Annotated in this window: 13 protein-coding genes and 1 pseudogene; 6 read left to right on the top strand and 8 right to left on the bottom strand. The window is 58.2% G+C overall.

All coding sequences use genetic code 11. From position 1 onward, the window contains the following. Window positions 1-86 precede the first annotated feature (86 nt). Window positions 87-1,592 carry a glycerol kinase GlpK gene (glpK, locus tag ACA059_RS05760; protein ID WP_129438040.1) on the bottom strand — a complete coding sequence of 502 codons (1,506 nt, stop codon included), beginning with the start codon at window positions 1,590-1,592 and terminating at the stop codon, window positions 87-89. Window positions 1,593-1,667: 75 nt separating this feature from the next. Then, window positions 1,668-2,519, bottom strand: a complete 852-nt coding sequence (locus ACA059_RS05765; protein ID WP_497634629.1) for an MIP/aquaporin family protein — start codon at window positions 2,517-2,519, stop codon at window positions 1,668-1,670. A gap of 370 nt (window positions 2,520-2,889) precedes the next feature. Between ACA059_RS05765 and ybaK the strand changes: the two genes are divergently transcribed. Together ybaK and ACA059_RS05775 are read left to right on the top strand one after the other, a co-directional pair. Next, the gene (gene ybaK / locus ACA059_RS05770; protein ID WP_007971306.1) at window positions 2,890-3,360 is read left to right on the top strand and encodes a Cys-tRNA(Pro) deacylase; all 471 of its coding nucleotides are present in this window, start codon (window positions 2,890-2,892) and stop codon (window positions 3,358-3,360) included. A 39-nt stretch (window positions 3,361-3,399) separates the two neighbouring features. Next, window positions 3,400-3,924, top strand: a pseudogene (locus tag ACA059_RS05775) (PhzF family phenazine biosynthesis protein); the annotation flags it as partial. Between the two features lie 91 nt (window positions 3,925-4,015). Here the strand turns inward: ACA059_RS05775 and ACA059_RS05780 are convergent. Further along, on the bottom strand, window positions 4,016-5,125 hold the full coding sequence (locus ACA059_RS05780; protein ID WP_497633068.1) for an ABC transporter ATP-binding protein: 1,110 nt from the start codon (window positions 5,123-5,125) through the stop codon (window positions 4,016-4,018). Then, a complete protein-coding gene (gene argF / locus ACA059_RS05785; protein ID WP_497633069.1) occupies window positions 5,122-6,042 on the bottom strand; it encodes an ornithine carbamoyltransferase in 921 nt (306 codons plus the stop codon). Before argF ends, ACA059_RS05780 begins: the two co-directional genes overlap by 4 nt. Window positions 6,043-6,459: 417 nt before the next feature. On the opposite strand from argF, the gene plzR reads away from it, so the two are divergent. From plzR to grxD, 3 genes are all read left to right on the top strand, one after another. Next, on the top strand, window positions 6,460-6,750 hold the full coding sequence (gene plzR, locus ACA059_RS05790) for a PlzR type 4 pili assembly inhibitor (protein ID WP_008155590.1): 291 nt from the start codon (window positions 6,460-6,462) through the stop codon (window positions 6,748-6,750). Window positions 6,751-6,884: 134 nt separating this feature from the next. Continuing rightward, window positions 6,885-8,990, top strand: coding sequence for a molybdopterin oxidoreductase family protein (locus tag ACA059_RS05795; RefSeq protein ID WP_497633070.1), 2,106 nt, complete (start codon window positions 6,885-6,887; stop codon window positions 8,988-8,990). Window positions 8,991-9,087: 97 nt separating this feature from the next. After that, a complete protein-coding gene (gene grxD, locus ACA059_RS05800; RefSeq protein ID WP_149419066.1) occupies window positions 9,088-9,426 on the top strand; it encodes a Grx4 family monothiol glutaredoxin in 339 nt (112 codons plus the stop codon). Window positions 9,427-9,614: 188 nt separating this feature from the next. Here grxD and bfr read toward each other — a convergent pair whose 3' ends face one another. Then, complete coding sequence (bfr, locus tag ACA059_RS05805; protein WP_497633071.1) at window positions 9,615-10,088, bottom strand: bacterioferritin; 474 nt, start codon at window positions 10,086-10,088, stop codon at window positions 9,615-9,617. A gap of 198 nt (window positions 10,089-10,286) precedes the next feature. After that, entirely contained in the window at window positions 10,287-10,505 is a 219-nt protein-coding gene (locus ACA059_RS05810) for a bacterioferritin-associated ferredoxin (protein WP_008155585.1), read from the bottom strand. Between the two features lie 302 nt (window positions 10,506-10,807). Between ACA059_RS05810 and ACA059_RS05815 the strand changes: the two genes are divergently transcribed. Continuing rightward, entirely contained in the window at window positions 10,808-11,410 is a 603-nt protein-coding gene (locus ACA059_RS05815; RefSeq protein ID WP_064679479.1) for a peroxiredoxin, read from the top strand. A 69-nt stretch (window positions 11,411-11,479) separates the two neighbouring features. Here the strand turns inward: ACA059_RS05815 and rnt are convergent, their stop codons facing one another. Together rnt and pyrC are read right to left on the bottom strand one after the other, a co-directional pair. Then, on the bottom strand, window positions 11,480-12,157 hold the full coding sequence (rnt, locus tag ACA059_RS05820) for a ribonuclease T (protein ID WP_046047091.1): 678 nt from the start codon (window positions 12,155-12,157) through the stop codon (window positions 11,480-11,482). Beyond that, entirely contained in the window at window positions 12,154-13,200 is a 1,047-nt protein-coding gene (pyrC, locus tag ACA059_RS05825; RefSeq protein WP_497633072.1) for a dihydroorotase, read from the bottom strand. The genes rnt and pyrC overlap by 4 nt, the downstream gene beginning before the upstream one ends. Between the last annotated feature and the right edge of the window lie 138 nt (window positions 13,201-13,338).

A 13,338-nucleotide genomic window follows, 5' to 3' on the forward strand; every position in this document is an offset into this window, starting at 1 on the left:
TTGGGCTGCCGTGCAAAAATTTGCCCATGATGCCGCAGGAATCTGCTCCCTGCCAGTTACATACAGATACGAGTACTCAGCTTGGCTTATTCAGCGCCTTCATGCGGTTCCCAATCGCGGGTGCGGCTGACGGCTTTTTTCCAGCCGGCGTAGAGTTTTTCCTTCGCGGTTTCGTCCAGGGTCGGTTCGAATTCGCGTTCGATCACAGCCTTGCCGCGCAACTCGTCCAGGCTACCCCAGAAGCCACACGCCAGACCGGCCAGGTACGCCGCGCCCAGTGCGGTGGTTTCGCGCATTTGCGGACGTTCGACCTGAGTGCCGAGGATGTCGGCCTGGAACTGCATCAGGAAGTTGTTCGCGACTGCGCCGCCGTCCACACGCAGGGATTTCAAGCGTTCGCCGGAATCCTGTTGCATGGCGTCCAGAACGTCGCGGGTCTGGTAGGCAATCGACTCCAGAGCTGCACGAATGATGTGATCCACGCGTACGCCGCGAGTCAGACCGAACAATGCTCCACGAGCATACGGGTCCCAGTACGGCGCGCCCAGACCGGTAAAGGCGGGGACCAGGTACACGCCGTTGCTGTCCTTGACCTTGTTGGCGAAGTACTCGGTGTCGTGGGCGTCGTTGATGATTTTCAGTTCGTCACGCAGCCACTGAACAGTAGAACCGCCGTTGAACACAGCACCTTCCAGCGCGTAAGCCACTTCGCCGCGCGGGCCGCAAGCGATGGTGGTCAACATGCCGTGCTTGGATTTCACTGCTTTGTCGCCGGTGTTCATCAGCAGGAAGCAGCCGGTGCCGTAGGTGTTTTTCGCCTGGCCGGGTTCGACGCACATTTGGCCGAACAGGGCCGCTTGCTGGTCACCGGCGATACCACCGATGGCGATGCCGCTTTTGGTATGGCCGTAGATTTCGGATGAGGATTTAACTTCCGGCAGCATCTCGCGCGGAATATCCAGCACCTCCAGCATCTTCGCGTCCCACTCCAGTGTGTGGATGTTGAAGAGCATAGTGCGCGAGGCGTTGGTGTAGTCGGTGACGTGCACCTTGCCGCCGGTAAATTTCCAGATCAGCCAGCTGTCGATGGTGCCGAACAACAGTTCTCCTTTGCGCGCACGTTCGCGGCTGCCTTCGACGTTGTCGAGGATCCACTTGAGCTTGGTGCCGGAGAAGTACGGGTCGGTAACCAGGCCGGTGGTTTCGCTGATGTATTGCTCGTGACCGTCGCGCTTGAGTTGCTGGCAGATCTCGGTGCTGCGGCGGCACTGCCAGACGATCGCGTTGTAGATCGGGCGGCCGGTGGTCTTGTCCCAGACCACGGTGGTTTCGCGCTGGTTGGTGATGCCGATAGCGGCGACCTGGTCGTGATGCAGGCCGGCTTGAGCCAGGGCCTCGACCATCACGGCGCTTTGAGTGGCGAAGATTTCCATCGGGTCGTGTTCAACCCAGCCGGCTTGCGGGTAATGCTGTGCGAATTCGCGCTGGGCGGTGCAGACCACGTTCGCGTCGCGGTCGAAAATGATCGCGCGGGAGCTGGTCGTACCCTGATCGAGGGCAATGATGTAGTTCTTATTCTGAGTGTCGGTCATGTCGATTGCCTTGGACGAAAAAAGGGAGTGAGGTCCGGCGCGTGATCTGATGGGCAGGATCACACGCCAACGGTATCAAGAAGTTCTTGGTTTGCCGTCAATGGCCGGTGCTGCGTCCTTTGTAGCAGGTAGGGCGCTGGGCAGATGACGGGCAATCAGCCCGCGATAAGCTGCAGCACCGAGGCAGGCACCGACAATCGGTGCAAAAATCGGAATCAGGAAATACGGGATATCGCGCCCGCCGGTGAAGGAAATTTCACCCCAGCCAGCGAAGAAAGTCATCAGTTTAGGACCGAAGTCGCGCGCCGGGTTCATCGCAAAACCGGTCAGCGGCCCCATCGAACTGCCAATCACGGCAATCAGCAGGCCGATCAGCAGCGGAGCGAGCGGACCCTTTGGCAAGCCATTGTTGTCGTCGGTCAGGGACATGATCACGCCCATCAGGATGGCAGTGATGATCACTTCAACCAGGAAGGCTTGTCCCGTGGACAAGACCGGGTTGGGGAAGGTGGAAAACACCGACGCCAATTCGAGGCTGGCCTGAGTACCACGAACCATATGGTGAGTTTGTTCGTAATCGAAGAATAAATTGCTGTACAGCGTGTAAACCAACAACGCTCCACAGAAGGCACCAGCGATCTGGGCGAGAATATAGAACGGCAGTTTGCGCTTTTCGAAGTCAGCGAAAATGCTCAGGGCAATGCTGACGGCGGGATTGAGATGAGCCCCGGAAACGCCGGCGGTCAGGTAGATCGCCATGCTCACGCCGATCCCCCAGATGATGCTGATTTCCCAAAGGCCGAAGCTGGCACCCGCGACCTTGAGCGCGGCAACACAGCCTGTACCAAAAAAGATCAGCAGCGCAGTGCCCAGGAATTCGGCCATGCATTGGCTTGAGAGCGACGGTTGTTGTAAAGCAGTTGTCATTGAAAACCTCATTTTTGTTGTTGTCTGGCGCTTTTGCATCATGGTCAAAGCGCGATTTTCACCGAGGCAGGATCCCCATCCTGTTCTCGGCCTACTGCTGGGTGCTGCGATAGGAACATTCGTGCAGTATTCAGATTCGAAAAAATATAGACAAGAAACGCTGCTGTCAAAGGTCGAAAGTGAACCGTCAGTCACAATCGAACTATTAGTCACATGAATGACCGCATCGTTCACGCGGCAGGCTGAAGGTGGACGAACGGCATAAGGCGCCGCCAAGCCTTTGAAATAGCGCCGCAATAGAGCCTTTTATTGATCAATGACCTAGAATCCAGCGCAGTATTTTTCTACTGCCGCCCAGTCTGGAGCTGTCATGACCCCCGCATTGGATTTGTTGAAAAAAGTTCGTGCCGAACATCGCGTGCACAGTTACGAACATGATCCGAAGGCAGCATCCTACGGGCTGGAGGCCGCGGAGAAGCTGGGGCTGGATCCGGCGCAGGTGTTCAAGACCTTGCTGGCGGCCAGCGAGAAAGGTGAATTGCTGGTGGCCGTGGTGCCGGTCGTCGGAAGTCTGGACTTAAAGGGCCTGGCGCATGCTGCGGGGGTGAAAAAAGTCGAAATGGCCGATCCTGCCGCTGCGCAACGATCCACCGGTTACCTCTTGGGCGGCATCAGTCCGCTGGGACAGAAAAAGCGTTTGCGCACCTTTATCGATAATTCAGCTCAGCCCTTCGCCAGCATTTTTGTCAGTGCGGGGCGACGAGGGTTGGAAGTCGAATTGGCACCCGCGGTGCTGGCCGAACATACCCAGGCGAAGTTCGCTGATATCGGCCGTGCCTGACGCGGACTATCAGCCCGGCGCTGTATGGTGCAAATTGACGGGCAGCCGGTCGAGCGTCTGCACTTCATCTGCAAGTCCGGCCCGCTGAGTGTAAGTCGTGAGGGGGAGCGCTTGTGGCTGGACTTTCCGGCGCTCATTCCGTCGGAAGTGGGCGTGACCCTGGATGTCGAGCGCGCGCTAGGGGTGGAAGCAGTTGATGTGCTGGGGTCGAACGAGTTGTTCGTGGTGCTGGAATCCGAGCAGGCAGTGCTCGAATGTCAGCCGGACATGGCGGCACTGGCGAAACTGCCGTGGCCGGGGGCGATTGTCACGGCCAGGGGCAGCCAGCATGATTTTGTTTCCCGCTACTTCGCGCCGGCGATCGGCATCAACGAAGACCCGGTGACGGGTTCGACCCATTGCAGCCTGATCCCGTATTGGTCGAAACGTTTGGGCAAGTCGAGCCTGACGGCTTATCAGCGTTCGTCTCGAGGTGGGGAGTTGTTATGTCGGCTGGAAGGGGATCGGGTGAAAATCGGCGGGAATGCGACGCTCGTTGCAAGCGGAACGCTGATGCTGGGTTGATCCCAAAAAAGATCGCAGCCTTCGGCAGCTCCTACAGGTGTACGCATTCCAATGTAGGAGCTGCCGAAGGCTGCGATCTTTTAGCGTTGGTTCAGTGAGCGCTGCTGTAGCGGCGCACACCGGACTCTACGACCGGAATCTGCGCCGCGATGCTGCCGGTGCCCTGAAACAGCACCAGGTGTTCAGCCGCGACACGAATGCCGACCTCTGAACCCACCTGATGATCGGCATGGCTCGGGAAAATCGACTCCAGCTGCGCGCCGGTTGGCAACTGCAAGCGATACAAGGTGGACGCACCCTGGAAAGACTTGCCGACAATCCGGGCCTTCAACGTGCTGTCCGGTGCATAAACGATATCGTCCGGACGCAGCAACACATCCACCGCACCGCCAACCGGCCAGGTGTAGGCCCGATTGCCGCGTAACTCACCCAGTTCGGTCTGCACCGACTCGGGGCTGCTCAGCTGGCCGCGAATGAAATAACCCTGACCGATGAAACTGGCGACAAACGGCGTCAGCGGTTCGTGATACAGGTTGTAGGGCGTGTCCCACTGCTCCAGGCGACCTTCCTTGAAAACCCCCACATGATCACTCACCGCGAAGGCCTCTTCCTGATCGTGGGTCACCAGAATCGCGCTGGTGCCACGGGCCTTGAGGATGTCGCGCACCTCATGGCTGAGCTTGCGTCGCAGTTCGCCATCAAGGTTGGAGAAGGGTTCGTCGAGCAGCAGCAGTTGCGGTTCCGGCGCCAGGGCGCGGGCGAGTGCGACGCGCTGCTGTTGACCACCGGACAGCTCATGGGGGAAGCGCTTGCCGAGGTTTTTCAGATTGACCAGTTCCAGCAACTCTTCGGTGACGCGATCCTTTTGCGGGTGCTTGCGGATCCCGAAGGCAATGTTCTCGGCCACGCTCAAGTGCGGAAACAGCGCGTAATCCTGGAACACCATGCCGATCCGGCGTTTCTCCGGGGCGAGAGTGAAGCCGGCGCGGGAGATCGTCTCGCCCGCCAACTGGATTTCACCTTCGTGTACCGGTTCGAAACCGGCAATCGCCCGTAGCGTGGTGGTTTTTCCGCAACCCGACGAGCCCAGCAGGCAACCGATGTCGCCGGCATTCAAATGCAGGTTGAGGTTCTGCACGACGCGCTGGTCTTGGTAGCCGCAGGCGAGATTACGCAGGTTCAGCAGTAATGGATGGCTCATGCGTGGTGGTACGCCGGCTCGACGAGAAACTCGAGCAGGGCCTTTTGTGCGTGAAGACGGTTTTCGGCTTGATCCCACGCGACGGAGCGCTGGTCATCAAGCAGGTCGACGCTGATTTCCTCGCCACGGTGGGCCGGCAGGCAGTGCATGAACAGCACGTCCGGTGCGGCCAGGTCGAGCAGGGCGCGGTTGACCTGAAACGGCGCGAACAGTTTCAGGCGCTTGGCGGTTTCCTCTTCCTGGCCCATGGAGGTCCAGACGTCGGTGCTGACCAGGTGGGCGCCGCGTACAGCATCCTTCGGATCGCGGAGGATGGTGACCCGATCACCGGCCTTGGCCACGAATTCAGGATTGGGCTCAAAGCCTTCCGGGCAAGCAATGCGCAACTGGAAGTCGAACTGGATCGCCGCTTCTATATAGCTGTTGCACATGTTGTTGCCGTCGCCGATCCAGGCCACGGTTTTGCCCTGGATCGAGCCGCGGTGTTCGAGGAAGGTTTGCATGTCCGCCAGCAGCTGGCACGGGTGCAAATCGTCGGACAGGCCGTTGATCAGCGGGACGCGCGAATTGGCGGCGAATTCGGTCAGTGTGCTGTGGGAAAACGTACGGATCATCACCGCATCGAGCATGCTCGACATGACAATGGCGGCATCGCCGATCGGCTCGCCACGGCCCAGTTGGGTGTCGCGCGGCGACAGGAAGATCGCCTGGCCACCGAGCTGGATCATGCCGGCTTCGAACGAAATGCGGGTGCGGGTCGAGGACTTCTCGAAAATCATCCCGAGCACGCGGTTTTTCAGAGGCTCGAACAGTACGCCGCGGTTACGCAGGTCTTTGAGCTCAACGCCTCGACGGATCACGCTGACCAGCTCTTCGGGCGTGCAATCCATCAGGGAGAGAAAGTGCCTTGCGCTCATCATTGACTACCTTTTTGCAACAGACCGCAGATACTCAAAGCCTTGTTTAATTGAAAAACGGGCGAGACCTGCGGCGTAAGCCGCACGGGGCGACGAAATAGGGGAAGGCGCGATCTTATAATTAAATGTCGCGTCTTACCAATAGGGCTACGGTGTTTAGGGGATTTCAGAGGGGCTACGGGATGACCGCAGTAGCGCTTTTGAAGCCTGTTTCCTGACTGCAGCCCGTCATTTGTACACTGGGGTCGCGGGGCTTTGCAATCAAACGGGGCGGGGAAGGCGTAGCAACGGTCGGTTTCTGACCTGTCATTCGAAACATTTGTACTCACGATTGAGGGATGTGTCTGGTCTGAAACATTTGCTAATGCAAAGTGGCGGGTTATAACTAACGCACGAACGACGCAGGAAGCCTTCGGAATGGAATCGAAAGAACGACAGTTAATGGAATTACTCGGCCTCACGGCTCGCTCGCTGACCCACCTCACCGCGTCCATGACCTCGATGTCCTTCGAGTTGATGCGCAGTGAAGACGAAGTGACCAAGGCCGCCGGTCGGCGGATGATCGACCGCATGGCAACCATCAGCACCGGGCTCGACGAGCACTGGCGGCTGATCGGCGAACTCACCGGTGTTCATGTCGCTCAAGAGCAGATCGAAACCATCCAGGAGATCCAGTTGCAGGCGCCGCCGAGGCTGCCGCCGAACTGATCCCCAGCGGTCATCGGCTGGCCTGATGGCCGCCGATTCACAAGACGAACGTCGCTGGCGCAGCAGTGGATCAGGCGCCATAGTTTTGTTCCCGCGGCCGATATTGCCCGCCCAGAACAAGACAGAGACTGGCCATGACCAAGACTCTCCATCACCGTGCGTGCCACCTGTGTGAAGCCATCTGCGGCCTGACCATCGAAACCACCGAGGTCGAAGGCGCGGTGCAGATCACGTCGATCAAGGGTGACGCTCAGGATACATTCAGCCGTGGGCACATCTGCCCCAAGGCTGTCGCCCTGCAAGATATTCAGAGCGATCCGGATCGTCTGCGTCAGCCGATGCTGAGGGTCGGCAGCGAATGGCAACCCATCGAGTGGGAAGACGCCTTCAACCTTGTAGCCGAACGTCTGGCGGCGATTCAGGAGCGTCACGGACAGAATGCGGTGGCGGTCTATCAAGGCAACCCCAGCGTGCACAACTATGGGCTGATGACCCACAGCAATTACTTCCTCGGCCTGTTGAAAACCCGCAACCGGTTTTCCGCGACGTCGGTTGACCAGTTGCCCCATCACCTGACCAGCCATTTGATGTACGGCCACGGTTTGCTGTTGCCGATCCCCGATATCGATCACACCGATTTCATGCTGATCCTCGGCGGTAATCCGCTGGCCTCCAACGGCAGCATCATGACCGTGCCGGATGTGGAGAAGCGCTTGAAGGCCATTCAGGCCCGCGGCGGCAAAGTGGTGGTGGTCGATCCGCGTCGCAGCGAAACCGCGGCGATTGCCGACCAGCATCTATTCGTGCGCCCCGGTGGCGATGCGGCGTTGTTGTTCGGACTGCTCAATACCTTGTTCGCTGAAGGTCTGACCCGCGACAGTCATTTGCCGGTGGACGGTCTGAATGAGGTGCGGGAGGCGGTCGCGAATTTCACCGCCGAGGCCATGAGCCCGCTGTGTGCCGTACCCGCCGAACAGATCCGCCAACTGGCGCGGGACTTTGCGGCGGCGCCGACAGCGGTCTGTTACGGCCGCATGGGTGTCTCGACCCAGGCGTTCGGCACCTTGTGTCATTGGGTTGTGCAACTGATCAATCTGGTCACCGGTAATCTTGATCGCGTAGGAGGGGCGTTGTGCACCGAACCTGCGGTGGACCTGGTGGCGTCAACCTCAGGTGGGCATTTCAATCTGTGGCAGAGCCGGGTCTCCGGGCGTCCTGAATATGGTGGAGAACTGCCGGTCTCGGCGCTGGCCGAAGAGATGCTCACCGAAGGGGAAGGGCAGGTCCGCGCGCTGATTACCGTGGCGGGTAATCCGGTGCTGTCGACGCCCAATGGCCGGCAACTGGAACAGGCGCTGGACGGTTTGGAGTTCATGGTCAGCATCGACCTGTACATCAATGAAACCACGCGTTATGCCGACCTGATCCTGCCGTCTACATCGGCCCTGGAAAACGATCATTACGACACGACTTTCAATATGTTTGCGGTGCGTAACGTCAGTCGGTTCAATCGCGCGATCCTGGCCAAGCCCGAAGGTGCGTTGCATGACTGGGAGATTTTCGTGGGGCTGGCCAAGGCGTTTGCTGCGAAGACTGGCAAGGAACTGAAACCGACGATCCCGCCAGCGCAGATGATAGACCGTGGCTTGCGGATGGGGTTGTATGGCGATGCTTCGGAACAGAAATTGTCGCTGGCGACTTTGTTCGATCACCCGCATGGTGTCGATCTCGGGGCGCTGAAATCCAACCTGACGCCTCGCCTGAAAACCGCCAACCAGCGCGTCCAGGCTGCGCCGCCAGCGATCCTTGCCGACCTGGCGCGCTTTGCAGCCTTGCAAGCACCCGCGGCCGATGAGTTGCTGATGATCGGCCGCCGTCATGTGCGCAGCAACAACTCGTGGATGCACAACTATCACCGCCTGGTGAAGGGCAAGCCGCGCCATCAATTGCTGATGCACCCGGATGACCTGGCCAGCCGTGGGCTCAGCGATGGGCAGCGGGTGCGGGTCAGTTCGCGGGTCGGTGAGATCGAAGTTGAAGTGCTCGGCAGTCTGGATATGATGAAAGGCGTGGTCAGCCTTCCGCACGGTTGGGGCCATGCGCGGCCAGGCGTGCAAATGACCATTGCCAGTGGTCAGCCGGGTTCCAGCGCCAATGACTTGACTGACGAGTGTCAGCTCGATGAGTTGTCGGGCAATGCGGCGTTGAACGGTGTGCCAGTGACCGTGGCGGCGGCTTGATCAAGTCTGTCGGGGAGACCGAGCAGGGTGCTCGGGTTTCCGTTACAATGCGCCACCGTGCCGACCCCTGAGTCGGAAAGTTCAGCCGAGGTGCTCCATGGATATCATCGAAACGATTAAAGAGCAGATTGCTAACAACACCATTCTGCTTTACATGAAAGGTTCGCCGAATGCCCCGCAGTGCGGCTTCTCCGCGAAAGCCGCGCAGGCCGTGATGGCGTGTGGTGAAAAGTTTGCGTACGTGGACATCCTGCAGAACCCGGAAATCCGCGCCAACCTGCCAAAATACGCCAACTGGCCAACCTTCCCGCAACTGTGGGTGGGCGGTGAGCTGGTCGGCGGTAGCGACATCATGACCGAGATGGCTGCAGACGGTTCGCTGCAAACCACCATCAAGGCTGCTGTCGAAGCTGCTGCTGCAAAGACTGAAGCCTAAGACGATTGGCTCCCCTGTAGGAGCTGTCGAGTGAAACGAGGCTGCGATCTCTTGATCTCAGCAACTAAAAAGCCCCGCCCTCGAAAGAGGAGCGGGGCTTTTTATTGCGCTTGATAAGTTATGTCGATGTCGCCGCTGCCATCGCCAAGATCGCAGCCTCGTTGCACTCGACAGCTCCTACACAGCTCCTACTCTTCGCCCATCTGCGATTGCAGATAGTTCTCAAGACCGACTTTATCGATCAGACCCAGTTGGGTTTCCAGCCAGTCGATATGTTCTTCTTCTGATTCAAGAATATCTTCAAGCAGTTCACGGCTACCAAAGTCGCCAACGGTTTCGCAATGAGCGATAGCCACTTTGAGATCCGCATGACCGGTGCGTTCGATACGCAGGTCGCACTCAATCATTTCCTTGGTGTGTTCGCCGATCTGCAGCTTGCCCAGGTCCTGGACGTTCGGCAGGCCTTCAAGGAACAGGATGCGCTTGATCAGCTTGTCCGCGTGCTTCATCTCGTCGATGGATTCGTGGTATTCGTGCTTGCCGAGCTTGTTCAGGCCCCAATCTTCGTACATGCGTGCATGCAGGAAGTATTGATTGATCGCGACCAGCTCATTGGCAAGGATCTTGTTGAGATGCTGGATGACTGTAACGTCGCCTTTCATGATGGGGTCCTGCCCTAAGTAGCTGTCTATAAGGCTGAGTTTGAGCCGCGTAATTAAGAGTGTCAAACCTAAGTTATTGAAACTTAAGTGAAAATTAATCGGAATAAGAATGTTTGTGTTCCGCGTCTAGAGCGTAAGCGATTGATTTTCAGACATAAAAAAACCGGACATCAAGTCCGGTTCTTTGAAATACGTTACTTACGCGGCGGTAAATTCTACAGGGTAGGGAATCGCGGCCTGGGCCGATTGCAATTTGGTCAGGGTTTCGCGGACCACTTCCTTGGCAAGGCAGGCACATTTGCCGCATTGGCTAGCTACGCCGGTGGCCTGACGGACTTCCTTATAGCTGCAGCAACCTTCATAGATCGCTTCGCGGATTTGACCGTCGGTGACGCCAGTGCAGAGGCAAACATACATAAGTGAAAACCGTCGCTGGTTGTGACTCAATTGCGATGGATCTTAATGTTAACGAGAATGATTGTCAAAGTGGTTTCTGAAAGCTTTGATCAGGGCTGACGAACGGTTTCCTCTCGGCATCGATCACGAGGAAAACCCGTCGACTGCATTTCCCCTGACAAAAAAACCGTTAAGGACAGGGCAAAAACGCAGTGTATGATGGCCGGTCCTTATGAAGCGGGTTCGTGTCACAGGGCTGTCGCCTGAAGGTGGCAGGCTGGCGCAAACCCGGAACTTCACGTTTTTACACCAGGAGATATCCAATGAGCGTACTCGTAGGCAAACAAGCCCCAGACTTCACCGTACCGGCCGTACTCGGCAATGGCGAAATCGTAGACAGCTTCACCCTGTCGTCGGCCATCAAAGGCAAATACGGCCTGGTGTTCTTCTACCCACTGGACTTCACCTTCGTTTGCCCGTCCGAGCTGATCGCTCTGGACAACCGCATGTCTGACTTCAAGGCACGCAACGTTGAAGTGATCGCCGTTTCGATCGACTCGCACTTCACCCACAACGCCTGGCGCAACACCCCGGTCAACAATGGTGGTATCGGCGAAGTTCGCTACACCATGGCTGCCGACCTGAAGCACGAAATCGCCAAGGCCTACGACGTTGAGTCCGAAGGCGGCGTGGCTTTCCGTGGCGCGTTCCTGATCGACGACAAAGGCGTTGTCCGTTCGCAGATCATCAACGACCTGCCGCTGGGCCGTAACATTGAAGAGCTGATCCGTCTGGTCGACGCTCTGCAATTCCACGAAGAGCACGGCGAAGTTTGCCCTGCCAACTGGAAAAAAGGCGACAAAGGCATGACCGCTTCGACCGAAGGCGTCGCGGCTTACCTGACCGAGAACGCTGCTGCGCTGTAAGGCACGTTTGAGGCATAAAAAAACCGGCCGTTGAGGCCGGTTTTTTTATGGGCGGGATAAACCCAACGATCAGTCGTTGTAGTCTTCCCAGCCGCCCATTTGTTTCCAGCGATTGACGATGCCGCAGAACAGCTCGGCCGTCTTCTCGGTGTCGTAGCGAGCCGAGTGGGCCTCACGACCGTCGAAGTCGATGTCGGCTGCCGAACAGGCCTTGGCCAGTACGGTTTGGCCGTAAGCCAGACCGGCCAGGGTCGCGGTATCGAAACTGGAGAACGGATGAAACGGGTTGCGCTTCATGTCCAGGCGCGCGACAGCGGCGTTGAGGAAACCCAGATCGAAGCTGCTGTTGTGCCCGACCAGAATCGCCCGTTTGCAGCCATTGGCTTTCAGGGCCTTGCGGATGCCACGGAAGATGTCGGTCAGCGCTGCTTCTTCACTCACTGCCATGCGCAGCGGGTGATCGAGTTTGATCCCGGTAAATTCCAGAGCGGCCGCTTCGATGTTCGCGCCTTCAAAAGGCTCTACGCGAAAGAAGTAGGTGTGGTCGGGGTACACAAACCCTTTTTCGTCCATGCCGATGGTGGTTGCGGCAATTTCCAGCAAGGCGTCAGTGGCAGAGTTGAAACCACCGGTTTCAACGTCGACAACGACTGGCAGGTATCCACGGAAGCGCTCAGCCATCGGGTGGCGCGAACCACCTCCGCCGCCTTGACCGTCCTGTTCGTCGTCGAAATGGTCTTCACTCACGCGTGTTCCTCCAGCAGGCGCCAGCGCAGTTTTTCACCGGCGCGCAGCGGGATTACGGTCAGCTCGCCAAATGGCAGGCTGGTTGGGGCGGTCCACTCTTCGCGGACCAGGGTGATGCGATCGGTGTTCACTGGCAGGCCGTAGAAACGTGGGCCGTTCAGGCTGGCGAAGGCTTCGAGATTGTCCAGCGCGTTGCGCTGTTCGAAGGCTTCGGCATACATCTCGATCGCTGCATAAGCGGTGTAGCAACCGGCACAGCCGCAAGCGGCTTCTTTGGCGTGCTGGGCATGGGGCGCCGAGTCAGTGCCGAGGAAGAACTTGTCGCTGCCGCTGGTGGCGGCGTCGAGCAGGGCTTCCTGATGGGTGTTGCGCTTGAGGATCGGCAGGCAATAGAAGTGCGGCCGAATCCCGCCCACCAGCATGTGGTTGCGGTTGTACAGCAGGTGATGCGCGGTGATGGTCGCGCCGACATTGGCCGAAGCTTCGTTGACGAACTGCACGGCGTCGGCGGTAGTGATGTGTTCGAACACCACTTTGAGGCTCGGGAAGCGCTCGACCACACGACGCATGTGCTCATCGATAAAGAGTTTTTCGCGATCGAACACGTCGACATCGCCACGGGTGACTTCACCGTGAACCAACAAGGGCATCCCGACTTCGGCCATGGCCTCAAGTGCAGGGAAAATCTTGTCGATGCTGGTGACACCAGAGTCCGAGTTGGTGGTCGCGCCGGCCGGGTACAGCTTGGCGGCGTGAATGAAACCGCTGGCCTTGGCCTCGCGAATTTCTTCGGGCTGGGTGCGGTCGGTCAGGTACAGGACCATCAACGGTTCGAAGCGACTGCCGGCCGGGCGTGCAGCGAGAATCCGCTGGCGATAGCCGTCGGCTTCAGCGGCGTTACGCACCGGAGGTACCAGGTTAGGCATGATGATGGCGCGACCAAAGGTGCGCGCGACATCCGCAACGGTATTGGTCAACACGGCACCATCGCGAAGATGAATGTGCCAGTCGTCGGGACGCAGCAGGGTCAGGCGGTCGGACATGAGGGGATTCCAGGCGGGTCAAACTGAGGGGAATGCTACCGGAAAAGACTCTTCCAGGCACTCGCTATCAAGTTTTGCAGGAAGCTTCCGATATCCAACAGGTATGCCGTAAACATCTGTATGTCGGTCTTTTTGTTG

It is taken from the genome of Pseudomonas sp. LBUM1647 (assembly GCF_059716175.1).

What these genes read in the sequence shown, in the direction of transcription:
- argF (WP_497633069.1), bottom strand. Translation starts at nt 6,042, where the DNA reads ATGAGCGCAAGGCACTTTCTCTCCCTGATGGATTGCACGCCCGAAGAG.
- glpK (WP_129438040.1), bottom strand. Translation starts at nt 1,592, where the DNA reads ATGACCGACACTCAGAATAAGAACTACATCATTGCCCTCGATCAGGGT.
- bfr (WP_497633071.1), bottom strand. Translation starts at nt 10,088, where the DNA reads ATGAAAGGCGACGTTACAGTCATCCAGCATCTCAACAAGATCCTTGCC.
- pyrC (WP_497633072.1), bottom strand. Translation starts at nt 13,200, where the DNA reads ATGTCCGACCGCCTGACCCTGCTGCGTCCCGACGACTGGCACATTCAT.
- ACA059_RS05780 (WP_497633068.1), bottom strand. Translation starts at nt 5,125, where the DNA reads ATGAGCCATCCATTACTGCTGAACCTGCGTAATCTCGCCTGCGGCTAC.
- ACA059_RS05810 (WP_008155585.1), bottom strand. Translation starts at nt 10,505, where the DNA reads ATGTATGTTTGCCTCTGCACTGGCGTCACCGACGGTCAAATCCGCGAA.
- plzR (WP_008155590.1), top strand. Translation starts at nt 6,460, where the DNA reads ATGGAATCGAAAGAACGACAGTTAATGGAATTACTCGGCCTCACGGCT.
- ybaK (WP_007971306.1), top strand. Translation starts at nt 2,890, where the DNA reads ATGACCCCCGCATTGGATTTGTTGAAAAAAGTTCGTGCCGAACATCGC.
- ACA059_RS05765 (WP_497634629.1), bottom strand. Translation starts at nt 2,519, where the DNA reads ATGACAACTGCTTTACAACAACCGTCGCTCTCAAGCCAATGCATGGCC.
- ACA059_RS05815 (WP_064679479.1), top strand. Translation starts at nt 10,808, where the DNA reads ATGAGCGTACTCGTAGGCAAACAAGCCCCAGACTTCACCGTACCGGCC.
- ACA059_RS05795 (WP_497633070.1), top strand. Translation starts at nt 6,885, where the DNA reads ATGACCAAGACTCTCCATCACCGTGCGTGCCACCTGTGTGAAGCCATC.
- grxD (WP_149419066.1), top strand. Translation starts at nt 9,088, where the DNA reads ATGGATATCATCGAAACGATTAAAGAGCAGATTGCTAACAACACCATT.